The 24,756-nt window shown below is 75.4% G+C and carries 10 protein-coding genes and 2 pseudogenes; 11 read left to right on the forward strand and 1 reads right to left on the reverse strand.

The genetic code is table 11. From position 1 onward, the window contains the following. Window positions 1-160: 160 nt before the first annotated feature. The 6 genes and pseudogenes from H4W80_RS13070 to H4W80_RS64535 form a co-directional block, all read left to right on the forward strand. Entirely contained in the window at window positions 161-1,438 is a 1,278-nt protein-coding gene (locus H4W80_RS13070) for an acyltransferase domain-containing protein (RefSeq protein WP_192785342.1), read from the forward strand. Beyond that, a complete protein-coding gene (locus H4W80_RS13075; protein WP_192785343.1) occupies window positions 1,435-4,371 on the forward strand; it encodes an SDR family oxidoreductase in 2,937 nt (978 codons plus the stop codon). The genes H4W80_RS13070 and H4W80_RS13075 overlap by 4 nt, the downstream gene beginning before the upstream one ends. Beyond that, window positions 4,368-7,013: a KR domain-containing protein gene (locus H4W80_RS13080; RefSeq protein ID WP_192785344.1), complete on the forward strand. Its 2,646-nt coding sequence runs from the start codon at window positions 4,368-4,370 to the stop codon at window positions 7,011-7,013. The genes H4W80_RS13075 and H4W80_RS13080 overlap by 4 nt, the downstream gene beginning before the upstream one ends. Continuing rightward, a complete protein-coding gene (locus tag H4W80_RS13085) occupies window positions 7,010-8,344 on the forward strand; it encodes a cytochrome P450 (RefSeq protein ID WP_192785345.1) in 1,335 nt (444 codons plus the stop codon). Before H4W80_RS13080 ends, H4W80_RS13085 begins: the two co-directional genes overlap by 4 nt. Beyond that, on the forward strand, window positions 8,341-10,752 hold the full coding sequence (locus H4W80_RS13090) for an SDR family NAD(P)-dependent oxidoreductase (protein WP_192785346.1): 2,412 nt from the start codon (window positions 8,341-8,343) through the stop codon (window positions 10,750-10,752). The genes H4W80_RS13085 and H4W80_RS13090 overlap by 4 nt, the downstream gene beginning before the upstream one ends. Window positions 10,753-11,014: 262 nt before the next feature. Further along, window positions 11,015-11,191, forward strand: a pseudogene (locus tag H4W80_RS64535) (bifunctional 5,10-methylene-tetrahydrofolate dehydrogenase/5,10-methylene-tetrahydrofolate cyclohydrolase); the annotation flags it as partial. A 40-nt stretch (window positions 11,192-11,231) separates the two neighbouring features. Here the strand turns inward: H4W80_RS64535 and H4W80_RS13105 are convergent. After that, window positions 11,232-12,096 (reverse strand): annotated as a pseudogene (locus H4W80_RS13105) (NmrA family NAD(P)-binding protein). A gap of 242 nt (window positions 12,097-12,338) precedes the next feature. Here H4W80_RS13105 and H4W80_RS13110 point away from each other — a divergent pair. The 5 genes from H4W80_RS13110 (at window position 12,339) to H4W80_RS13130 (ending at window position 24,756) form a co-directional block, all read left to right on the forward strand. Further along, the gene (locus H4W80_RS13110) at window positions 12,339-13,205 is read left to right on the forward strand and encodes a DUF4132 domain-containing protein (RefSeq protein WP_192785347.1); all 867 of its coding nucleotides are present in this window, start codon (window positions 12,339-12,341) and stop codon (window positions 13,203-13,205) included. Continuing rightward, window positions 13,202-18,025, forward strand: coding sequence for a DNA-binding protein (locus H4W80_RS13115; protein WP_192785348.1), 4,824 nt, complete (start codon window positions 13,202-13,204; stop codon window positions 18,023-18,025). The genes H4W80_RS13110 and H4W80_RS13115 overlap by 4 nt, the downstream gene beginning before the upstream one ends. A gap of 73 nt (window positions 18,026-18,098) precedes the next feature. Beyond that, entirely contained in the window at window positions 18,099-19,229 is a 1,131-nt protein-coding gene (locus tag H4W80_RS13120; RefSeq protein ID WP_192785349.1) for an ATP-binding protein, read from the forward strand. Then, complete coding sequence (locus tag H4W80_RS13125; RefSeq protein WP_225963404.1) at window positions 19,226-22,786, forward strand: vWA domain-containing protein; 3,561 nt, start codon at window positions 19,226-19,228, stop codon at window positions 22,784-22,786. The genes H4W80_RS13120 and H4W80_RS13125 overlap by 4 nt, the downstream gene beginning before the upstream one ends. Continuing rightward, on the forward strand, window positions 22,783-24,756 hold the full coding sequence (locus tag H4W80_RS13130) for an SWIM zinc finger family protein (RefSeq protein ID WP_318786842.1): 1,974 nt from the start codon (window positions 22,783-22,785) through the stop codon (window positions 24,754-24,756). Before H4W80_RS13125 ends, H4W80_RS13130 begins: the two co-directional genes overlap by 4 nt.

A 24,756-nucleotide genomic window follows, 5' to 3' on the forward strand; every position in this document is an offset into this window, starting at 1 on the left:
TCGTGCTCGGGAAGGGGAGACAATGCTGAGCACCATCGAAATCGTAGTAGGCCTTTTCCCAGGCCAGGGCGCTTATAAGCCGAACATTCTGGAGCGTTTGAAAACGCATGGCGATGGTGTCGCCAAAGCGGTCGAAACCATTGACGAAGTGGCCCGGGGAATGCTCGGGAAAGGCCTGGGGCGTGCCTGCTCCGGTGAATCCGCGGAGCGTCTGCTCGACGAGGCGCCGGACGTGCTGCAGCTGGCCGTCTTCGCCACGTCCACCGCGGCGTTCCGGGCGCTCGCCGACGAGGGCGCCCGGTTCAGCGTGCTGGTCGGGCACAGCCTCGGCGAGATCGCCGCGCTGGTCGCCGGCGGCGCGCTGGACGTCGCCGAGGGCGCGGAGATCCTCTGCCATCGCATCATCGCACTGCGCGAGCACGACAGCAGCGGCGGCGGGCTGCTGGCGCTGGGCTGTGCCGTGGAACGGGCCCAGCAGATCCTTGACCTGCTGCCGACCTCCGGGGCCGTGATCGCGGTGGACAACGGGCCGGAGCAGACGGTGGTGTCGGGGCCCGCCGACGCGCTGCGGCGCACGTCCGCGATCGCCGACGCTGTGGGCCTGTCCGCCACGGTGTTGCGAGCGCCGCATCCGTTCCACAGCCCGCTGCTCACGGCCGCCGCGCAGGAGCTGGGCCGCAGGCTTACCGGGTACGGCCGGCGGGGACTGAGCGTGCCCGTCTTCTCGCCCATCCTGGGCCGCTACTACCGCGACTCGGACGACCTCGGCCAGTTGCTCGCCGCCCATCTCGTCACGCCGGTGCGGTTCGGCGCGGCCGTCGAGCGGCTACACCGCTCGGGTGTGGGGGTCTGGGTCGAGGTGGGGGCCGGGCGGGCGCTGACGTCGCGGGTGCGGGCGGCGCACCGGGCCGCGTCCGTGCACACGCCGCTGCTGGCGGACGTGGACACGTTGCGGGAGACCGGACGTTTCCTGGCCCCCGCCGCCACCGGCCCGCGCATCGCCCCTGCCGTACCCACCGCCGAAGGCCCGCAGGCCACAGCCACCGCCGAAGGCCCGAACGTCACAGCCACCGCCGAAGGTTCTGGCACCGTCCCCACCGCCGAAGGCGCGCAGGCCACCTCCGCGGACAGCCCCGGCCGAGCTGCCGGCGCCGATGAGAGGCCCGCCGCCGCGCAGCCGAGGGAGGCGATCGCGGCGCGCGTGCGCGACCTCTACGCCACCACCCTGGAGTACCCGGAGGAGGTCTTCGAGGACCACGCCGAGCTGGAGGCCGACCTCGGCGTCGACTCGGTCAAGCGCGTGGAGCTCATGAGCCGGCTCGGCCTGCTGTTCGAGCTGGGCCCCCGCCCCGAGGATCTGCGGGTCTCCGACTACCGCACGTTCGGCCAGGTCGTGGACTTCGTGGTCGACTCGCTGGCCAGGGCGGACGCGGCATGACGGCGGTGAAGAGCGGGTTCGAGGGCCGGGTGGCCCTCGTCACCGGCGCCGCGGGCAGCGTTGGCGCGCACATCGTGCGCTCGCTCGCCGAGGCGGGCGCCACGGTGGTGCTGAACTGCTTCCACTCCTACGACGCGGCCAAGGCGCTGGCGGCGGAGCTGGGCGGCGGAGTGCGGGTGATCAGGGCGTCGGTGGCCAAGCAGGACCAGGTGCGCCGGATGTTCGACGAGGTCACCTCGGTGTACGGGCGGCTGGACTTGCTGGTCAACAATGCCGCCGCCGGCACCTTCGCCGGGTGGGCCGAGCTGACCGAAGAGCACCTGGACCAGGCGTACGAGACCAATGTCAAAGGCGCGCTGTGGTGCGCCCGCGCCGCCCGCCCGCTGCTGGCGGCCTCGGACGCGGGCTGCGTCGTCAACGTCTCCTCGGTCGGCGCGGCGTACGCGCCGGCGAACTACCTGCCGGTGGGGCTGTCGAAGGCGGCGCTGGAGGCGCTGACCCGCTACCTGGCCGCCGAGTTCGCCCCGGACGGGATCCGCGTGAACACCGCCTCCGCCGGGCTGCTGGACAACCCGGTCGGCCGGATGTTCCCCGGGTTCGCGTCGATGAGCGCGAACGCCGTGGCCGCGACCCCGATGGGCCGGCTGGCAACCCCGGCCGATCTGGCGAACCTGGTGCTGCTCCTGGCCTCACCGGGCGCGGCCTGGGTCACTGGCCAGACGGTGGTCGCGGACGGCGGCATGTCGCTGCACCGCGCGGCCCTGTCCCCCGACCCCGCCCCCGTGCCGGAGCCGGCACCGCCCGTGGACCGGATCCAGGACGTGGAGCGGATCCAGGACGTGGAGCGGATCCAGGACGTGGATCCGATCGCGGTGGTCGGCATGGGCCTGGCCGTCCCGGGGGCCGGCGACCCCGACGCGTTCTGGCGGCTGCTCAACGAGGGCGCCGACCTGTTCGTGGACGTCCCGCCGGACCGCTGGCCGGTGACGAGCTTCCACGACGACGACCACCGCGCCCCCGACAAGACCTACCAGCGTCGCTCCGGCTTCATCACCGGCTTCACCCCGCACCCCGCCCTGGCCGCCGAACGCCCGGACGCCGGGCTCGACCACACCACACTGTGGCTGCGGCACAGCGTTCACCAGGCACTCGAGGGCGTGACCAGGCGGGACTCCGACCGCTTCACCGCCTGCTTCGGCTACACCCCGGACGGCAGCCAGCACCTGCAGGAGGCCCTGGTGGACCGGGAGCTCGGCGGGCCTGGCGTGCTCCCCCACGGCGACGCCGCCCGCTCGCGGCCGCTCCCGCACCGGGTCGGCGCGAGCGCCATCGACGGCATCCTCCCGGCGGACACGCGGCTGCTCATGGTGGACACGGCGTGCTCGTCCTCCCTCTACGCCATCGACCTGGGGTTACGCGACCTCCTGGCGGACCGGGCCGAGATCGCCGTGTGCGGCGGCGCGTTCGCGCTGGCCCCCGGCGGCTCGGTGCTGTTCTCCAAGCTGCACGGCCTGTCGCGCGGCGGCGAGGTACGCGCGCTGGACCGGAGCGCCGACGGCGTGCTGTTCTCCGACGGCGCGGGCGTGGTGGTCCTCAAGCGGCTGTCGCGAGCGCTGGCCGACGGCGACAAGGTACACGGGCTCGTCGCGGGCGTCGGGCTGTCGGCGGACGGCAAGGGCAAGGCGATCTACGCGCCGTCCAGCGCCGGCCAGGAGCTGGCCATCGCGCGAGCCTTCGGCAAGGCAGGCGTCACCGCCGGCGAGGTCGACTGGGTGATCGCGCACGCCACCGGCACACCGGCGGGCGACGAGGCCGAGTTCCTCAGCCTGCGCGCCGCCTACGCCGGCACCCGCCCGGTGCGGGTGACCTCGAACAAGTCCCTGATCGGCCACACCGGCTGGGCAGCCGGCGTGGTGTCGGTCATCCACGCGCTGCTCGGGCTGCGGCACGGGGTGATCCCGGCCCAGCACCGCTTCTCTGCGGCGCCGGACGCCTTCGGCCTGGAGTCGTGCAACCTGAGCATCCCCACGCAGCCGGTGCCCTGGCCGCCCCGACCGGACGGGCCGCGCACCGCCGCCGTGTCGGGGTTCGGCTTCGGCGGCACCAACGCGCACCTGCTGGTGCAGGAATTCCGGTCCGGCCGGCCCGCCAGGGCGGGCTACGGGGCCAGGAACGGCGAGCCCATGGTGATCGTCGGCTGGTCGGCCCACGTACCGGGCGCCGAGGACAACGAGCAGGTCGGCGCGTGGGCACGCGGGCGGCACCTCCTGCCGGACTCGTTCGGCGACGGCTATCCGCACCCGCCGTTCGCCCGCCTGCGGCTGCCCGCCTCCACGATCCGGGCGACCGACCGCACCCAGCTCATGATCATCGAGTGCATGCAGCGGCTGGAGCCGCGCATCCGCGAGTTCTGCGCGCAGCACAGCCGCACGACCGGCGTGGTCGTGGGCCACACCGGGCCCACGCGCAACGCCGTCCTGTACGCCGTGCGCGCCTACCTGGACGAGCTCGACCACCTGGCGCACGAGCGGGCGGGCGAGCTGCGCGAGCGCGTGACGAGGCTGATCGCCCAGCCGGACGAGGACTCCTTCCCCGGCGAGATGCCCAACGTGATCGCCGCCCGCCTGTGCGGCTACTTCGACCTGCGCGGGCTCAACATCGCCGTGGACGGCGGCGCCGCCTCGCTGGCCGACGCCTTCGACCTGGCCGGGCGCTACCTGGACTTCGGCGACGTGGACGTCGCCCTGGTGGCGGGGAGCAACGGCAACAGCCTCGCGTCATGGGGCGAGCTGCTCGGCGGCGGCCCGATCGGCGAGGGGACGTTCCTGTTCGCGGTCACCCGCAAGTCGCTGGCCCTGGCCGAGGGGCTGCCGGTGCTGGCCGAGGTGTCCGTCGAGGCGGCGGCGCAGGAGAGGCTGGAGGCCACGGCATGAGCGGCGCTCGGACCAACCTGCTGGGCGCGCAGGGCGCCCGCGAGCTCATCGCCTTCCTGGAGGGCGGCGGCGACGGAACGATCGAACTCCGGCCCGATCCCGGCGCCCGGCCACGGCTCATCCGGCTGACCAGACCCACCGGCCAGGACGCCACCGATCGAAACGCCACCGATCGCCTGACCGACCCCACCCGCCGGGATGACACCGCCGCCCGGGACACCGCCGCCCGGGACACCACCGAGCGTGTGAGCGGGCGGCTGCTCGACCGGCACGTGTTCGAGCTGGCTCCCGATCCGCGGCGGCCCGTCCGCGCGGCCCCGCCGGCCGTCCCGCCGGACGCGGTCGTACTCACCAACGTGGCGGGCTTCGCGGCGGGCCGCGGTGACGGCGTGTCCGCGCACGTCAGGGTGATCGTGGACGCCACCGACCCCCGCCTGCGCGCGGCCCGCTGGTCGCAGCCGGCCGAGGACCTGCTCGACCTGCACGAACGCACCTTCATCAAGGCCAAGGAGTGCGCCCCGCACCTCGACGGCGGCTCGTTCGTGGTGAGCGTCATAGGCGGCGTGACGGAGGCGGGCGTGCCGCTGCCCTTCACCGGCCTGTTCACCGGCCTGGTCAAGAGCCTGGCGCTGGAGTTCCCCGGCGCCGACGTGCTGGCCACCGTGCACCAGGACGTGCCGCTCGACGAGGTGCTCGCCACGGTGAGCGCCGAGCTGGGCGCGCGGCGGCTCATCCCGGTGACCTACCACGCGGGCGGCCTGCGGCTCACCCCGAGGGCGGTGCCCGCGCCGGTCCCGCCGTCCGAGGCCCCGCCGCTGGGTCCGGACGCGCTGGTCGTGGCCGCCGGAGGGGCGCGCGGCATCGGCGCGCCGATCCTGGAGGCGCTGGCCGCGCGCCACCGGCCGCGTCTGGTGGTGCTGGGCAGCTCCGAGCTCCCGGACGAGGCCGGCGAGGAGCTCGACCGCAGCGCGTTCATCCGAGCCGAGGTGCGGCAGGGGGCCTCGGTGCCGGAGGCGAACGCCCGCTTCGACCGGCTCGGGGAGGCGCGCCAGGTCAGGCGCACGCTGGCCGGCCTGGAACGGCTGTGCGGCCCGGGACGCGTCCGCTACCTGCGCTGCGACCTGCGGGACGGCGGCGCTGTCGAGCGGGCCCTCGCGACCGTGGACGGCCCGATCGACCTGCTGCTCAACATCGCGGGCACGAACCGCGCGTCCGGCGTCGCCGCCAAGTCCGTCGCGGACTTCCGCGCGGTGCGCGACCTGAAGGTGCGCGCGTACCTGAACCTCAAGCAGGCGACCAGGGGCCGCGAGCCGCGCCTGTGGTGCAACTTCGGCTCGTTCATCGGCCTGACGGGCCAGCGCGGCGAGACCGACTACGGCGCCGCCAACGACTTCCTCAACACCAGCGCCATGAACGCCGGCGGGGAGTTCACGATCGGCTGGACCCTCTGGCGCGACCTCGGCCTCGGCGCCACCCCGCTGATGCGCGACTTCCTGGAGGGCAGCGGCGAGTTCACGCCGACGCCGACCGAGGAGGGCGTGGACCACTTCATGGCGGAGCTGGCCGCCGCCCCGAACGCCCCGGTCACCGTGTTCTTCGGCGACAAGGAGCGGGCCGCGATCAGGGCCGCGGTGCCCGAGTTCCTGGAGTTCTCGGCGGGAGCGCCGTCCGGCGCCCGGGCGGCGACGCGGCCCCTGCCCTACATCGACCGGGTGCTCCGCCGCGACGCCGCCGAGCTGGTGGCCGAGCGGACGTTCTCCATGGACAGGGACGGATATCTCGACCTCCACCAGGTGCGCGGCTATCCCACGCTGCCGGGCACGTTCGTCCCGGAGCTGGCGGCGCAGGCCGCCGTCGCCCTGGTGCCGGGCCGGGTGCCGGTCGTCTTCGAGGACCTGCGGCTGGAGTCGTTCCTGCGGATCTACCGCGCGGACCGGCCGGAGGTGAAGCGGCTCACCGCCAGGCTGCTGCGCGCCGACGAGCGCGAGTCGGTGGTGGCGGTGAAGGTGCTGGGGGACGTGGTCGCCCCGAACGGCGTCACCGTCGCCCGCGACCGGGTGCACTTCTCGGTCACCGTACGGCTGCGCGACGCCCCGGTGCCCGGCCCCGCCTGGACGCACTGGGACGAGCACGGCAGCCGGCCGCTGCGCGACCCGTACCACGTGCCGGGCTCCGAGGTGCTGCTGCGCGAGGTGTTCGCCTCCACCACCGGCACCCGGACGCATCCGCTGGGCCGGCGCGGCCGGCTCGCGCTCGACGCGCCCGCGCTGGGCCGCTGGTTCCCCGACCTGCTGGTCCCGTCCGTCACGCTGGACGGCCTGGTGCGCGTGGCCGTCCTGGAGCGGGTGGCGGGCCGCTGGACGCCCGTCGCGATCCCCCGCTCGATCCGCCGCATCGACCTGTACGGCGGGCACACCGATCTGACGCTCGCCGCGCTGACCGAGCCGGTGGAGCTGTACGTCACGCCCGTCGACCTCGACCTGGAGGACCCCGAGCCGGACAACCGGGCCATCGCGGTCGCGTCGAGCGGCGAAGTGCTGCTGCAGGTGAAGGACATCATCGGCGCCGTCGTCGGCTACGTGGACCAGGAGACCGGCGAGTACGTCGACAGAGAGCGATTCGATCGCGAGGAGCGCCCATGAACCGCGAAGGGACCTGCCCGGTCGCCCACGGCCCGCGAGGGCTGCCGGTGATCGGCGACGCCATCCCCTACTTCAAGGACCCGCTGGCCTACACGCTGCGCATGCAGGAGCGCGACTCGCTGGTGTCGGTGCAGCTGCCCATCCCGTTCGTCCAAATCACCGAGCCGGAGGCGATCGAGCGGGTGCTGCGGGTCAACCCGGACAACTACCAGCGCGGCACCCTCTACCAGGGCTTCTTCGGCATGATGGGGACGGGTCTGCTGACGCTCGACACCGACGGCTGGCGCGGCCCGCGCCGGGCGGTGCAGCCGGCGTTCACCCCGCAGCGGGTCACCGCCAACGCCCGCGAGGCGGTCGCCGCCACGCGGGCCGTGCTACGGCGCTGGTCGGAGCACGCGGCCTCGGGCGCGGTCGTGGACGTCGCGCCGGAGCTGATGGACGTGTCCGGCCGGGTCATGGGCATGGCGCTGGTCGGCCGGGACCTGTCGGGCACCGACTACTCCCGGGCCGCCGCGATCGCCAACAAGGTGATCTACACCAGTACGATCAAGGGCTTCTCGTCGCTGATCCCGTCGTTCGTGCCGACGCGCTACCACCGGGCCCGCAAGTGGTCGAACCGGGTGCTCGACGGCATCATCCGCCAGGTGATCGAGGAGCGGCGGGCCGCGGGCGAGCCCGGCTCGGACGCCGCCGGGCTGCTGCTGGCGGCCGGCCTGTCGGACACGGAGGTGTCGGACAACCTGCGCACGCTGCTGCTGGCCGGCTCCGACACCACCGGCCAGGCGCTCGCCTGGACCATGTACGAGCTGGCCCGCCACCCGCAGGCGCGCCGCGCCGTCGAGCGCGAGGTGGACGAGGTGCTGGCCGGCGACCCGCCCGACCCCGAGCGGCTGGGCGAGCTGCCGCAGACCACGGCGGCGGTGAACGAGGCGCTGCGCCTGCACCCGCCGGTCTGGCAGTTCCCCCGCGACGCCGTCGAGCCGGACACCCTGGCGGGGCGGCACGTCCCGGCCGGCACGACGGTCCTGCTCAGCGTGTACGGGACGCACCGCTCCCCCGAGCACTGGACGGACCCGGAGGCCTACGACCCGCAGCGCTTCCTGGACGGCGCCCAGGACGGCCGGCACAAGCACGCCTTCCTGCCGTTCGGGGGCGGGCGGCGCATGTGCATCGGCAAGGGGCTGGCGATGGCGACGCTGGTGACGGCGGTGGCGATGCTGTCGCAGCGGTACCGGCTGCGGCTGCCGGGCACGCGCCAGGTGCGCAGCGGCCACTACATCACGTTGTTCCCGAGCTCGGGCCTGCCGGCGGTCGTTCAGGAGCGGGCATGACGGTCGCGGCGCCCGCACCGGTGCGGCCGCACCTGGTGTCGTTCGAGACCGGCTCCTTCGTACGGCCCGTGCGCCGCATGGTGTGGGAGCCGGTGCCGCACCCGCTTCCGCCGCCGTCCCCGGTGGCGCGGCGGCTGCTCGTCATCGGCTCGGACGCGGACCTGGCCCGGCGCGTGGCCGACCGCCTCGGCGCCGAGGTGTGCGTCCCCGGCCACGAGCCGGAGGGCGGCGACTGGGACGGCATCGTCGACCTGAACGTCACCGGCGTCCCGTACCGGCTCGGCGGCGGCGAATGGCGGGACGCGCTGGCCAGGACCACCCGCATGGTGCGGCACCGGTACGGCGCCTGGCGGGAGGAGCCGCGCGCCGACCGGTGCTGCTACGTCGCGGTCACCGCCATGGGCGGGCTCATGGGCTACGACGACGGGCCGATCGACTCGCCCCTGGGCGGGATCTGGGCGGGATTCGCCAAGTGCCTGCCCCGCGAGCTGCCCAACCTGGCCGTGAAGGTGCTGGACGTCGACGCCGCCGAGGCCGCCGACGCGGACGCGCTCGCCGGGCTGCTGGAGGCCGAGCTGGCGGCCTGGGACCTGTTCGAGATCGGCTACCGGCGGGGCGTGCGCCACGCCCTCACCGCCCTGCCGAGCCCGGAGCCCGTACCCACCCTGAACCTGGGCCCGGACGACCTGGTGCTGATCTCGGGCGGCGCGCGCGGTGTCGGCTTCGCGCTGGCCCGCGGCCTGGCCGAGCGGTTCGGCTGCCGCGTCGTGGTGACCGGTCGCGACGAGCTGCCCACCGCCGACTGGCTCACGCTGCCGGACGACCGCTACGCCGCCCACCGCCGGGCCCGGATCGCCGCCGCCCGCACAGCCGGCGACCTGCGGGAGGCGCGGGCGGCGCTCAAGCGCGAGTCGGAGTTGCGCCACGTCGCCGCCAACCTGGCCGCCGCCGGGCGGGACGGCCTGCGCATCGCCTACGAGCCGTGCGACTGCGTCCGGCAGGAGCAGGTGGACGCCCTGTTCGCCCGCCTCCCGGCGCCGACCGTGGTGGTGCACAACGCCGGCATCGACCTGCCGACCAGGCTCGACCGGAAGACCCCTGAGGAGGTCGTGCGCACGGTCGAGGTGAAGGTGTCGGGGTTCGCGGCCCTGACCAGGGCGGTGCTCGCCACGCCGGAGCGGCGGGCGGCGCTCAAGGTCTTCTGCAACGTGGGGTCGCTGGCCGGACGCATGGGCGGGATGATCGGCCAGATCGACTACGCGGCCGGCAACGAGGCGCTGTCCAGGCTGGGGTTCTGGGCGCGCAACACGTACGGGCTGCCGACGCAGACGCTGTGCTGGCCGACGTGGGAGCGCCTGGGCGTGATCGCCAACTACGACGCGGCGGTCCGCTACGTGTCCACCATCGACCCCGCCGAGGGCGTGCGCCGCTGGATCGACGAGCTGCGTTCCGGTGGCACCGGCGAGGTCATGTTCATCGGCCAGGTCGGTGGCGCGCTCGTGCCCACCCAGCTGCGCGGCTTCTGGCTGTTCACCGGCCACCCCGACCTGCCCCGGCTACACGGCCTGGCCCACTTCCTCGGCACCGTCGAGGAGTTCCGGCCGTTCCGCTCCCTGCGCGGCTCGATCGTCCACCGGCCCGGCGCCCATCCCTGCCTGACCGACTTCACGGTGGACGGCCGGCCCGCGCTGCCGGTCTCGGTGCTGGTGGAGCAGGCGTGCTCGGTCGCCGACTGGGTGGTCCCGCCCGGCTGGCCGCTCCAGCACCTGGCCTCGGTGCGCGAGGTGCGGGTACGGCCGTCGGCGCTGGTCCTCGCCGAGGAGGGCAGCCGGTTCACCACGTCGGCGGTGGGCGAGACGACGGAGGAGGGCTGGACCGTACACGTCTCGATCACCGCCGCCGACGGCGCGGTCGCCGGTTCGATGCGCCTGCTCTACCGGCCCGAGCCGCCCTCGCTCCCGGCTCCGGCGCCCGTCCCCCACCCCGGCGCGACGCGGGACGGCGGCCGGCTGGCCTGGTCGGGGCTCGTCCTCGGGGCGGCGGACGGCCCGCCGCCCACCGTGACGGCCGCCGACCTGTGGACGACACCGTTCCCGCCGGCCCACGGCATCGCGCCCGCCGCCCTGGAGGCCGCCGTCCGCGCGGCCGGCCCAGTGACCGGCGACCTCGTCACGATCGACCGGATCGTCCCCTGCCCGGGGGCCCAGCACGTGGACGAGCTGCTGCCCGTGACCGGCGGCTGGACAGGGATGCGCGCGGGCGAGCCCGTGCTGTTCATCGCCCGGGTGACCACGGGCGGAACCTTTTCCGGTGGCCCTCGGCATGCTGGCGGCCTGCGTCGCGGACCTCGCGGCGATGTCGCGGACTTCAGGTCTCAGGCCGCTCGCCTGGGCACACCTGCCACGTAAGGGCGGGTCGCGGGACCGATGACCGTGGTGGGCAGGTCAGGGGCCGGGTTCGGATCTCGCGGAACATCGAGCAGGACGTGGTCCGCGTCAGCCACCGTCATGACACCGCAGACCTGGTGCGCATGGGGGCCGACGTCGAGCGCGCGGTGCTCTCCCGTGCCGTCGGCTGGCACCTCGAGGACCGGGCCGCCCGGCACGGCAACTCGACGACCAGCACGACGTCCCGCTTTCGGGAGACGAGGCGGTGGTGGTCGGCCGCTCGGTGCTGGTGGGCAAGCCGATGGCGCAGCTGCTGCTGGAACGCAACGCCACCGTCACCATTCGTCACTCCCGCACTCGTGACCTCGCCGAGGTGTGCCGTCGCGCGGACATCCTCGTCGTGGCAGCCGGCATCCCCGGACTGATCGGAGCCGACGCGGTCACCCCGGTTCCAGGCGGGGTCGGCCCGATGACCATCGCCATGCTGCTGGCGAACACCCTCACCGCGGCCAGGCGCCACCAGGGTTTCGGCTCTTGCGGAAGGCGTCCGCGTGGTCCTGCGCCCACTGCTCGAACGTGCGCGGCGGCCGTCCGAGCACGTTCTCCACGGTCGGGTGGACCGTCGTCTCGTCGAGCGTGCCGTCGACGAAGAACTGGAAGAAGGCGTCGACGTACTCGACCGGCATGCCCGCCTCCATCTCGGCGCGCGCCTGGCTGTTCGTCAGCCCCTCGCACCGCAGGTCCCGGCCCAGCACCCGGGCGAGAACGGCGACCTGGTCGGCGGGCAGCAGCGCGCGGGACCCGGTCAGCTCGTGGATCCGGCCCTCGTGCTCGCCGCTCAGCAGCGCGCGGGCCGCGACGGCCGCGATGTCGTACGGGTCGACGGCCGCCACCGGCACGCCGGCGAACGGCACCCGCACCACGTCGCCGGCCTCGAGCTGCGGGAGCCAGCGCAGCGCGTTGGACATGAACGACCTGGGCCGCAGGAAGGTCCAGGCCAGACCCGACTCGCGCACGGCCCGCTCCGAGAGCGTCATGTAGCGGGAGACGGCGTTATCGAGGTCCTCCAGCGCGGCCGAGCCGCCGGACAGGAGCACGACGTGCCGCACGCCGGCGTCGCGGGCGAGGGCCAGCAGCCCGGGCATGTCCGCGTAGCCCGGCATGAGGAACAGCCCCTGGGCGCCGTCGAGCGCTCCGGCCAGGCTCTCCGGCCGGTTGAGGTCGCCGGTCACGGGCTCGGCGCCCGGCCGGGAGAGTGGCGCGGTGCGGGTCCCGGACGAGCGCCCGGACCGGCCGGCCTGCGGAGGCCAGCGCGGCGATGAGTTCGGAGCCGACGTTGCCGGTGGCGCCGGTCACTAAGATCATGCCGCCAGCCTAGCGGGAGTCCCATCGCGAGGTTCGCGTACCGGGCGCAGGGCTCTGGTCAGGTGTCACAACCGCCGGATGCAGGTGACGGACGGATAGCGCGCCCGATAATTCGCGAGATTCACGCATTTGTCGGTCAAGGCCGCTAGGTTCGGCGCAACAACAGCGGCAGGGGCACGGAAACCCCTGCTCATTCGACGTTTCATGCCCGGATTTCGGGCTTCTGGAAGGCGGGAACCCTCTTGGGTTGGCTGGCAGCGGGCGACGGGTACGAGGTTGCCCTGATAGAGGGCCGGGTGGCGGCGCGAGCCACCTCCGGCCGGTCGGCGGGACGGCAGCTGAAATCGCTGCCGAAGGCGTTGCGCGATCACCCCGAGGTGGACCGGCTGCGCCGCTTCGCCGAATGGCTCGACCGCCACGCCGCCGCGTGCGTGGCGCAGGCGGACCTGTGGATGGTGTCGTCGCTGCCCGTGCCGACCGGGCTGCTGGCCCGGGTGTGGCCGGACGAGGCGTGGCAGTCGGCGCTGCGCGACCTGGCCGTGGTCGGCGACGACCCCGACGAGGTGGGCTTCCTGCGCGACGCCACCGAGACGGGCGAGCTGCGCGTGGTCAACCTCGACGGCGAGACCGTACGGCTGTCGCCGCGCACGGTGACGCTGCCCCACCCGGTGCTGCTACCCGACCTCGACGACCTGCGGGAGTTCGCCGCCGAGCTGGGCGTGGTCCAGAAGGTCGAGCAGATCCACCGCGCCACCTGGCGCAAGCCCGCCGACCTGGACGGCAAGGGGACGACCGTGACGGAGTTCTCCGGCGGCACGTACGACTCCCGCTTCGGCCTGGCCGCGCGGGCCACCACGCTCGGCTACCGGGTCACCGGCGGCTACGCCACCTGCCGGGTCCGCGACGCCGGGGCCATCACCGAGGCGAGCGTCTGGATCGGCGAGCCGTACTGGGACGACGAGGTGAGCACGGGCGGCCTGACCTGGCAGGACCTCGACGGCAGGACGCTGCTGCTGCGGGAGGTCGGCCCGGTGGCCTGGTCGGAGGGGATGCGGATGGCCGCGGCGCTGTACGCGGGGCGCAAGGTCGAGGAGGGCAAGGACGCATGAGTGAGCAGCTGCTGAAGGCCGGGGCGATCCTGCCGCCGGACACCGAGAGCGCGGTCGAGGGCGCCGTGCCGATGACCGCCCGCCGTTACCGTCACCCCGCGCTCGACGACCGCGTGGTCGTGCGCCTGGTCGCGGGCGAGCTGGGCGCGGCCGAGGACCTGGCCGCCGGGTTCCTGGGTCTGGAGCCCGACGGGGAGCCCGCGGTGGTCGGGCTCGGGTTACGGCGTTCGCTGGGCTTCCCCGAGTGGGTGCTGGTGCACCACCCCGGCGACGGGCAGCACGCGCTCGCCGTCGTGCCGGAGCTGGAGCGGATCGCCCGCCAGGCCAAGTCCAAGCCCAAGAACGCGCTCGACGGCTACCACGAGCTGGCCCGCCGGCTCGGCGCGTCCGTGCCGCACTTCCTGCCCACGTTCTACGAGCAGGCCGGACGGGTGTTCACCGGCGTGGAGAACGCCACCTACGCCGCCCAGATGTTCTCCAGCGCCCGCAAGGCGGAGGCCGAGCACGGGCTGGCGATCGACGAGGACCGGCTCGACTCGGTGTTCCTGGAGTTCGCGCTGGCGGGGGCGCTGCCGGTCAAGGTGCTGTCCGGTTACGCCAAGGAGCTGGCCGGCCGGGTGTCCGCCGGCGAGGCGCTGCGCCGCTTCTCCCAGCTGTGCGTGCGGCGCACGGCGGGCGGGATGACCCCCTCCGCCCAGATGGCCGGCGACCTGCGCCGCCTGGCCAGGGCGGCCGGCGCGGACGCCGACGCGACCGAGCAGGAGTACCTGCGCGAGCTGCTCGCCCTGCCCGCCACCCTGCGGGCCGCCACCGGCTGGTGGAAGGCCCACCGCGCGGCGATCGGGGCGCTGGGCAGGCGCGAACCCGAGGTGCGCGCGACGCTGCTCGCCGTCATGCCGCAGAGCCACGACAACGACATGCCCGGCGTGTGGCTGGACATCCTCGAGGCGGCGGGCGCCCTCGACGAGCTCGTCTCGGGCAAGGTGCCGCAGGACGGCGTGTCGGGCTGGCTCCGGCGCTTCCTCATCACCCGCAACGCCACCTGGGGCCTGCCGCCGCGGCTGCCGGCCCTCTACTCGCTCGTCGAGCGGCTCGCCGGCCGGCTGCGCGCCGAGCTCGCCGGGACCGCGACCAGGCTGACGGACCTGTACGACGTCGATCTGCTCGACCTGTTCCTGGCGCTCGGCCTGCCCGTGGCCGACCCCGGCGAGGGCGACTACCTGCGGCTGGAGCACTGGGCGCGGGGCGAGGGGCAGCGCGACCTGGTGGCGCTGGCCGCCGACGGCCGGTTCACGGCGTCCTTCCGGCGGGCGGCCGACACGTTCTCCGGCGACTCCGACGGGCTGCGCGCCGTCCGCCTGCTGGCCGCCTCCGACGGCGGCCGGCCGATGCTGGCCGGGTGGGTGCGCAAGGTCGCCGCGCGGTCGATGTCTTCCGGGCTGCCCGCGCTGCCCGACGCGCTGCGGCGGCTGTCCTGGCTGCCGGGCGAGGCCCTGGTGCTGGCCGAGGACGAGGTACGCCAGGCCGCCGCGGCCGACGTCTCCCCCGTGCTCGCCCGTACGCTGCGGACCGGGATCTTCGACGAGCTGGGCTGGCCGGCCTGGGAGGAGGCCGCGGCGACCCTCGTACCGAGGAAGGACGTCGACGACATCGTGGTCGCCGACGCCTGGCCGTACCTGATCGCGGCGGGCTCCCGGCAGGTCCGCGTGCTCGATCGCGAGGGCGCCGTGCTCACCCACGACCTGCGCGTCCCGCCCGACGACGCGTGGAACGACATCGGCTACCACTACGTGGACGGCGAGCTGCTCGTCTACTGGCAGTCCCGCACCGCCGACTACGCCTACCGCGGCTACTGGCACACCTCGGCCGACCGCGTCCATCCCGTCGAGAGCCAGAGCGGCAGCACCCGGGGCACGCGCATGGACTGGTACCGCGGCGACGACGCGGTCACCCTGGCGCTGCCCGGCGGCGGGCGCACCACCGGGCTCGGCGTGGTGCACCCCGGGGACACCACCGTCCCCCTCGAACGGTCCGTGATCACCGACGGCACCTCCTACTGGGTGTGGACCTGGGACGGGTCCGACCATGACACCCTCGGCTGGCACGAGTACGACCCCGTGAGCGGGCAGCACGGCAGGAAGAGCATGCCCGCCTTCCTCACCGACCTCCCCGCGGGCGCCACGTTGCACAGGGGCTGGCTGCTGCCCGCCCCGTCCGACGAGGCGACCCCGGGGAGCGTGCCCGTGGGCGGGCTGATCGGCTGGCGGGTGACGCGGCTGCCCGACGGGTCGCTGCGCGGCGAGGACCTGTCCGGCCGCGCCATCACCCTCCCGCCCGACGGCGGCAACCCGGCGCGCATCCTGACCTTCCCCGGCACCGACCGGCCCGTGGCCGTCCTCAAGGGGAGCTACCGGGTCGAACTGGTCGATGCCGACGGCGTGTGCGTCGCCACCGCCAAGACCGACGCCGCCCCCGGCGCGTTCGGCGAGGGCACGATCATCCTGCCGCCGCTGCGCTACTGGCACCACCTGCGGCCGAGGGACCCCGAGGGATCGGCGGCCCTGCGCGAGCTCGGCCCGGACACCGCCGCGCGGCTGCTGGCCGTGGCCGGTGAGGAGGACCTGCCGGCGCGCATCCGGGAGCTGCTGCCCCAGGTCAGCCACGACGGGCTGGTGGCGGGCATCGCCGGGATCGTACGGTTCGCCGGCGCGCAGCAGGCGTCGCTGGACGCCGTCTCCGCCAGGCTCACCGAGGCCCTGGCCGGCGGGCACCGCGAGCAGGCTGCCCCGGGGCCCACGGACCACGAGCTCCAGGAAGCGCTCAGCGGGCTGGAGGTCTCCACCTCCTCCTACTACTGGCGCGACGAAGCCGACGGGGCCTTCCAGCAGATCCGGAGGATCCAGGCGCTGGCGGACGAGGAGCCGGCCGGGGTGGGCCGCATCCACCTCGACCGGCCGGGGCTGCCGAACTCCAGCCTGGACTGGGAGCCGATGCTCGACCACCTGGACGCGGTGGCCTACCGCGCCGGATCGGCGACTATCGCCGAGGAGCACCGCGTCACGCAGGAGCGGCTGCTCCATATCGTGACCGAGGCCGGGCTGCCCACGGCGGCCGACCCGTCCCGGTGGCGCCGCGCCCGCGTCGAGCTGCCCAACCGGTATCTGAAGAAGCCCGACGGCGAGTGGCGCGAGGGCAACTGGTTCGGCGTCCTGCCGCTGGAGGACGGCGCGTTCCTGGTGCTCTTCAGCCACGACTCGCCCAACGACTCCGTGACCCGGTGGCGGGCGCTGTTCCACGACCCGTCCGGGCGGTTCGTCGTGCCCCAGCCGTACACGCTGAGCTCCTCCGACCCGGTCGGCGTGGACCGGCCGCAGGGGTGGCTGGAGGCGTTCCGCGCCGAGCTGGCCGAACGCGGGCCCGCGCCCTGGCGGCCGGAGGCGGCCGAGGAGTTCGCCCGGCTCACCGGCGTCTCCCTGACGCTGGCCCGGCTGGTCGTGGCGGGCCTGCCGTCCGTCGACGCGTACGAGCGCTCCTTCCTCACCAAGGAGACCCGCACCACGCTCGGCGTGAAGGTGGCCGACGCCGCCATCGCCCGCAACGAGCTGCGCAGGCTCGGCGCCGGGACCCGGCGGGAGATCGTCGGTGCGCTGCTGCCCCGGGAGCCCGCCCGGCTCTGGAGCGACGGCCCCGACGTGGCCGCCGCCGCGGCCGTCTGGAACGACAGGGTCGGCCCCCAGGTGGCCGTGCCCGAATGGCTGCTCGGCGAGGCGTCCCGCGCGGTCACGACCGGCCGGGACACCGGCCGCGCGCTGCGCGCCCTCATCGACCCGGCCGGCGAGCCGGAGCTCGGCCGCGACCTGGCCTGGGCCATCCGGGGCGACCGCGCCCACCCCGCCGACGACAACGCCACCGGCTTCACGGCCGACACCCTGTACACGACCATCGCGATGTCGCGCTGGCTCGCGCACCGGCTGCCCGCGGGCGACCCGATCCGGGCCGCGCTGCCCGGCGCGCTGGCCGCCGTACGCGACCGGCTGGCCGCCCCCGGCCTGCTGCTCGACCTCGGCCGGTACGTCGACCTGCCCGCCTTCCGCAAGGCGGCCGGCACGCCCACCGAGACCGGCGAGGGGTACGAAAGGTACGGCGCCGTCGTCATGGCCACCCACGACGACCGGCCCGCGCCCGCCGTCCGCGTGTCGCTCCTCGACGAGGCCGGTGACGACCCCTACCTGCGGGCCCTCATCGCGTCGGAGGGTCAGTTCCCGGCCATGGACGCGCTGCGGACCGTACGGGGCCCGCGCTTCGAGGCCCTGCTGGCCGACCCCGGCGACCCGCTCGCCGGGGAACGCGGGGCCGACGGCACGTGGTGGCCGCAGGATCCCAGCCGTTCCGTGCCCCACCTGGTCGTCGAGGTGGCCAAGGAGTTCGGGCTGGGCGAGGACGCCGCGACCGCGTACCTCATGCTGCTGGCCATGCCCGACCCGACCGACCGCAACGCGGCCCGGTGGACCGGCTGGAAGCCCGCCCGGCTCAAGTCGGCCCACGCCGAGCTGGCAGACACCGACCTGGTCGTGCGGGCCACCCGCGAGCGGGCGGGGCGCTCGCTGTTCCTGCCCGGCGGGTGGACGACGGGGAGCGCGCCGCGGCTGCCCCTGGAGCAGTGGAAGCTGGCGCTGTTCGACGGGGCGGAGACGTCCGGGGCGCCGCTCGTACCCGCCGAACCCGCCGCCGAGCTGTACGCCAGAGCCTGGGCACGGGTGCGCGGCGGGGACGCGCCGCGCTTCGAGGAGCTGAAGGTGAAGCGCGGACGCCGCCGCTGACCCCGCTCGGGGCGCGCCCCTTCCCCGGGGCGCGCCCGTCCATCCACCAATGACTCAGAGGACTTCTCTTCTCATGACCTTGACCGAAGATCGCGCCCCCTCGGCCCGGCAGGTGCTGCCCGCCGAGGAGCGCCACGCCGCCGAACTCGCCTTCCTCGCCGCCCACGACTCCGGCCCCCGCCCGCCCGGCTGGGCGCTGACCCCGCGCGCGGTCGTCACCTTCATCTGCGGCAGCGGCGACGAGACGCTGGACGGCCGGATGAAGATCGCGCCCAAGTTCGTCGGCGAGCGCGCCCTCGTCGAACGCTGCGTCGTCACCCTCGCCGGCGAGCGCGGCCTGCTCCTGGTCGGCGAGCCCGGCACCGCCAAGTCGATGCTCTCGGAGCTGCTGGCCGCCGCCGTGTGCGGCACCAGCGCGCTCACCGTCCAGGGCACCGCCGGCACGACCGAGGACGCCTTCCGCTACGGCTGGAACTACGCCCTGCTCCTCGCCCAGGGCCCCAGCCGCGCGGCGCTCGTCGACTCGCCCGTGCTGACCGCCATGCGCTCCGGCCGCGTCGCCCGGGTGGAGGAGATCACCCGCTGCCTGCCCGAGGTCCAGGACGCGCTCGTGTCGATCCTGTCCGACCGGCGGGTCAGCGTGCCCGAGCTGGCCGGGACCGAGGACGGGCAGGTCGCGGCGGCGTCCGGGTTCACCGTCATCGCCACGGCCAACCTGCGCGACCGCGGCGTCTCGGAGATGTCGGCCGCCCTCAAGCGGCGCTTCAACTTCGAGACCGTCGGCCCCATCTCCGACGCCGACGCCGAGGTCTCCCTGGTGCGCCGCCAGGCCACGGCCGTCGTCGAGCGCGCCGGCGCGACCTTCGGGGTGGACGACGCCGTGCTCGACGCGCTGGTCACCGTCTTCCGCGACCTGCGCTCCGGCCGCTCCGCCGAGGGCTGGGACGTCGAACGCCCCGGCACCGTCATGTCCACGGCCGAGGCCGTGCAGGTGGCGGCCTCGCTGGGGGTGGCGGCGGCCTACCTGCCGACCGGCGACGTGCTGGACCTGGTGCCCGGCCACCTGCTGGGGGTCGTGCGCAAGGACGACCCCGCCGATCACGGGCGGCTGCTGGGCTACTGGGACGGGCCGGTGCGCAGGCGCGCCGAGGACGGCTCGGCGATGTGGCGCCGCCTGTGGGACCTGCGGGAGAACCTCCGTTGACCGCTCAGAACCTCAATCCGCCCGCCCCGGACCTGGATCCGCGGGAGGCGATGGCCGCGCTGGCGGCCTCGTCGCGGCCGTACCTGCTGGGGGTACGCCACCACAGCCCCGCCCTGGCCGTGGTGCTGCCGGCGCTGCTGGACGCCGCCGACCCCGAGGTCGTCTGCGTCGAGCTGCCGGCGGACTTCCAGCCCTGGCTCGCGCACCTGGCCGACCCGGGGACGCAGGCGCCGGTGGCGCTCGCCGGGGCCCGGGTCGACGGCGGGCTCGGCTTCTACCCGTTCGCCGACTTCTCGCCCGAGCTGGTGGCCATCCGGTGGGCCTGGAAGCGCGGGGCGGAGGTGGTCTGCTGCGACCTGCCGCTGTCCGACCGCGGCTGGCAGGCCGCCGCGCAGGCTCCCCTCGCACTCGCCGAGGAGGCGGGCCCGCGTGGTGTCTCCTTCGCCGAGGGGCTGGCCAGGGCCGGCAGCGGCCGTGACGGCGACGACATGTGGGACCGCGCCGTCGAGGTCCTCGCCCCCGGCTGCGAACCCGAGGCCGTCCGCCGCGCCGCGCTCGGCGTCGGCTGGGCCCTGCGCCGCGACGCGGAGGGCGCGGGTGGCGTGCCCGCGATGGACCTGGCCCGCGAGGCCCACATGCGCCGCGCCCTCGCGGCCGCGGCGGCCGGCGGCCGCCGGGTCGCGGCGGTGATCGGCGCCTTCCACGCCCCCGCGCTCCGCCTGCCCTCCGACGACCTTGACGAGCCCGCCGCGGGGCCGGCTGACGGGGGCGGGCCGGCGCCCGTGACCTCGCTCGTGCCGTACGCGTTCGACCTGCTCGACTCCCGCTCCGGCTACCCGGCCGGCATCCGGGACCCGCGCTGGCAGCAGGCGGTGTTCGCGGCCGGGGGCGATCCCGGGAAGGTCCGGGACGGCGCCGCGCGCGCCATCACGGACCTGTGCCGGGAGCTGCGCGCGGCCGGGCACACCGCGGGCACCGGCGAGGCCGTCGAGACCCTGCGGCTCGCCTGCGACCTGGCCGGCCTGCGCGGGCTGCCCGCTCCCGGGCGCGGCGAGCTGCTGGAGGCGGTGACGACCGTGCTCGGCCAGGGCGAACCGCTCGGCCGGGGACGCGCCCTGGCACGGGCGCTGGACACCGTGTTCGTGGGCACCCAGCGGGGCAGGACCGCGCCCGGCACGCCGCGTTCCGGGCTCGGGCCCGCCGTGGAGGCCGATCTCGCCGCCCTGCGCCTCCCGTGCCCCGACAACCCCGAACCCCGGGAGGTGCGCCTCGATCCGCTCCGCTCCGACCTCGACGCCCGCCGCGAGGTCGCCCTGCAGCGCCTCCTCGTCTGCGGCGTCAACTACGGCGAGCCGATCGAGGTGATGGGCACGGGCGACGGCGCCGCGCTCACCACCAGGTGGCGGCTGGCCTGGACCCCCGCGGTCCCGGCCCTGCTGGACCTGGCGGGCGTGCGCGGGGTGACCCTCGCCCAGGCCGCGGCCGGGACGCTGCGCGAGACGTACCGCCGCGAGTCGGCGGACGGCGGCCCGACCTGCGCCCTGATTCTCGGCGGCCTGCGCGCCGCGGCCGGCTGCGACCTGCCCGACCTGGTGGCCGACCGCCTCGCCGACGCCGCCGTCACGCTGCCCGCCACCGCCACCCTCGCCGAGCTGCTCCAGGCCCTCGACCTGCTGGAGGCCCTGCGCCGCCGGCACCTGCCCGGCACCACGCCGGAGGGCCGCGAGCACGCCGCCGAGCTGTCCGGCACCCTCCTGGAGGCGGCGGTGCGCGCCCTTCCCGGGCTGGCGGGCAGCGATCAGCCAGAAGACGCGGTCGCCCTGGTCGCCCTCGCCTCCCGGGCCGGCGAGGAGCGCCTGGGCCTGCGCATGGACGACGCCCTGGCGGGGCTCGCGCGCACGGCCTCGCCCCTCATACAGGGCGCGGCCCTGGCAGCCCGCGTGCTGCTGGACCTGGACGGTCCGGCCTCGCTCGGAGACCGGGCGGCCGGCTGGATCGACACCGCCACCGGCCCCGACGGCCGCCTGCGGCTGAGCCGGCTGCTGACCGGCGTGCTCACGGCCGCCGGGCCGCTGCTCCAGTCGGCCCCCGCGGCCCTCGACCCGCTCATGAACCGGGTGGACGGGCTCACCGACAAGGAGTTCCTGGACCGGCTGCCGGCGTTGCGCGGCGGGTTCGACACGCTCAGCCCGGCCGGGCGCGCCCGGCTGCTGGGGGTCGTGTCCGAACGGCTCGGCGACCGGCTCGACGTGGCCCTGCACGCTCCGCCGGCGCTGCTCGCCCTCTGGACCGCCGCCGACGCGGCCGGGCTGGAGGCCCTGCGCGCGCTCCGGCTCCCCATCCCGGCCCTGACGTCCGGCCCCTCCGAGAGCACCACGGCACCGGTGCACGACCCCCGGGCCGAACCGTCGAAGGTCGCCGTGACCGACCTCCGGCGCAGGCTGCGGCCCGCGGACCGGTGGCGGTTGCTGCTCGGCCGGGAGTCCGAACAGCTCCCCCCAGGCGCCCGGACCTACGCCCGCGCCCTGGACGAGCTGTACGGGCAGGGCCGCGGCGAAGGCGCCAACGGCTTCGGGCCCGCCCCGGGGGACGCGGGCGGCCGGGAGGCGCCGTTCCCCACGGCCCGCGAGTGGTCGGAGGAACTGGAGGCGCTGTTCGGCACCGAGGTGCGCGAGGAGGTCCTGGCCCGCGCCGCCGACGCCGGACGCCACGACGTGCTGACCGAACTCGACCCCGCCTCCGTCCGGCCGTCCGTGGAGCTGCTGACCTCCGTGCTGTCCCTGGCCGGCGGCCTGCCGGAGCAGCAGGTCGCCAAGCTGCGCCCGCTCGTACGCCGCCTGGTGGACGAGCTGACCCGCGAGCTGGCCACCCGCCTGCGGCCCGCCATGACCGGGGTCGCCACGCCGCGCCCGACCCGCCGCCCCGGCGGCAGGCTGGACCTGCCGCGCACCCTGCGCGCCAATCTGGCGCACACGCGCCGCCTGGACGACGGCCGGCTGGTGGTGGTGCCGGAGCGGCCGGTGTTCAGCACGCGTTCGCGCCGGGAGGCCGACTGGCGGCTGATCCTGGTGGTGGACGTGTCCGGCTCCATGGAGGCGTCGGTGGTCTGGTCGGCGCTGACGGCCGCCGTGCTGGCGGGGGTGCCGACGCTGTCCACGCACTTCCTGTCGTTCTCCACGCAGGTGATCGACCTGACCGACCGGGTCAGCGACCCGCTGTCCCTCCTGCTGGAGGTACGGGTAGGCGGCGGCACGCACATCGCCGCCGGGCTCGCCCAGGCCCGTACGCTGGTCACGGTCCCGAGCCGCACGCTCGTCGTGGTGGTCAGCGACTTCGAGGAGGGCTACCCGATCGGCGGCCTGCTCGCCGAGGTGCGCGCGCTGGCCGGCTCCGGCGTGCACCTGCTGGGATGCGCCGCCTTGGACGACGACGGCGTGCCCCGCTACTCGATCCCCGTCGCCCAGCAACTCGTCGCGGCCGGGATGCCCGTGGCCGCGCTCAGCCCGCTCGCCCTCGCCCGATGGGTGGGCGACCGCCTCCGCGGAGAACACCGGTGAACCCCTCCACGTCAACCACTCCCGAAGCCGCTCCGGAGCCGGTCCCGTCCGGCGCTCCCGGTGGCGGCGGGCCGCTGCCGCCGGTGACCCCGGAGGTGGTCGCCGCCGCCGTCGAGAGCCTGACGTCGCGGCTGCGCAAGAAGCTGGACGCGGCGATCGAACAGTACGCCGCCCTGCCCGTCACGGCCGTCGGCGAGGGCGTCCGGATCGCCTGCGGCGAGGACGCGGTCGTCACGCTCTCCCCGGGACCGTCCGGGGTGATCGCCGACGGCGACCAGGCGTCGTGCAGTTGCCTGCTGGCGCCGCGCTGTCTGCATCGTGCGGCCGTATTGAGCGCCTGCCCGATCGGGGACGCGCATCCCGGCGGAGAGGAGGCCGCCTCCCGCGACTCCTCCGACGCCGAACCCGCACCCGGCGGCACACCTGACAGGGGAGCCAAGGGTGCCGACGGGGCTGAGCCCGTCGGAACTCAGTCGGACGAGGCTGAGTCCGTCGGAGCGGCTGAGGCGGAGGGGCCCACGGCGGCGCAGGTCGCGGCGGCGGCCGGGCTGTGGGCTGCCGCCGCGGCCGTGCTGTCCGCCGGGGTGCCCGCCGCCGGAGCCGTGCCCCAGGCCGAGTTGCTGAGGGCCGCGCACACCGCCCGCCTCGCGGGGCTGCCGGCAGCGGAGGCCGCCGCGCTGCGGGTGGTGCGGGGCCTGCGTGCCGCCCGCGCCCGCCACGACGGCCACCGCCTCGCCGACCTCGTCTCCGCCCTGCGCGAGCTGCTGCTCACCGCAGGCCGGCTGGCCGGGGCGGACCCCGACCCGGCGCTGGCCGGCACCGTACGGCGCAACTACCAGCCGGGCGGGAGCCTGAAGGTGTACGGGGTGTTCAGGGAGCCGGTGATCAGCGCCACCGGGTACGGCGGCGTGGTGACGCACGTCGTCGCGGAGGACGGCCGCTGGTATTCGGTGGCCGACGTCAAGCCGGGCGGATCGGCCCGTGCCCGGGGAGCCGCCACCGCGCCCGTCGCCATCGGCCCCGCCATGCTGAACCATTTCCAGCTCTCCCGTGCCGGGCTGCTGATCGCCGGCGCCACCGTCTCCCCGGACGGGCGCCTCGGGGCCGGCAAGGGCGTACGAGCCACCCCCGTCTCGGGCCTGCCGTGGACGGAGGGGCCGATGGCGGCCCTGTTCGCCCGGCCGCTGGCGGAGGCGGCGGGCGCGCGGCTCTCCGGTCACGCCTGGAGCGAGTCGGACACGGCGGAACAGGCCCGCGAACCGGTCGGCTGCGACCTGGTCATCGTCGGCGCGGCAGGCGACCACGTGCTGGCCCGCGCGCTGCTTCCCGGGGAGTCTGATTCCGTGGGGGGCTTCGGCCCGTTGATCCGGCTCGTCCCCGCCGGCCACCATCCCGAGCTGGCCCACGTCGACAACCTGCGGCGTCTCGCCTCCCGCCCGGGCCTGCTCGTACGGGTGGTGGGCCGGGTGGAGCCGGACCGGGCGGCGACGCTGCTCCCCCTGGCGGTCGGCCCGGTCCCCGGCACCGAGGCGACGTTGCGCCTGCCCCCCGAATGGCAGGGGCACGCCGACCTCGGGTACGACCGGCTCCAGGGAGCCCACCTCCCGCCCCAGGACGCCTGCCCGCCGCCCCCGGACGGCGACGAGGTGGACCCGGTGGCCGGCGCGCCGCTCTGGCGGGTACGCAGGCTGGTCGAGCTGGCCGTGTCCGGCGGGAGGCGGGCGGTGGCCGAGTCGGCCCGCAGCGGAGAGTCGTACGCCCAGCTGCGCACAGCCGGGTTCCAGGCCGCCGCCGACCTGGTCGCGGGGCTGACCGCCGAGGCGGACCGCCGGAGCCGGGACGTGTTCGGGCGGTTGACGGACACGGGGCCGGACCCGTACGCGTGGGCCTGGGTGGCCGCCGCCACCCACCTCGCCGCCACGGAACGGGCCATGATCCACGCCTCCTGGCAGCCCGACGACCCCCTCTGA

The sequence above is a fragment of the Nonomuraea angiospora genome (assembly GCF_014873145.1).
GTDB lineage: Bacteria > Actinomycetota > Actinomycetes > Streptosporangiales > Streptosporangiaceae > Nonomuraea > Nonomuraea angiospora.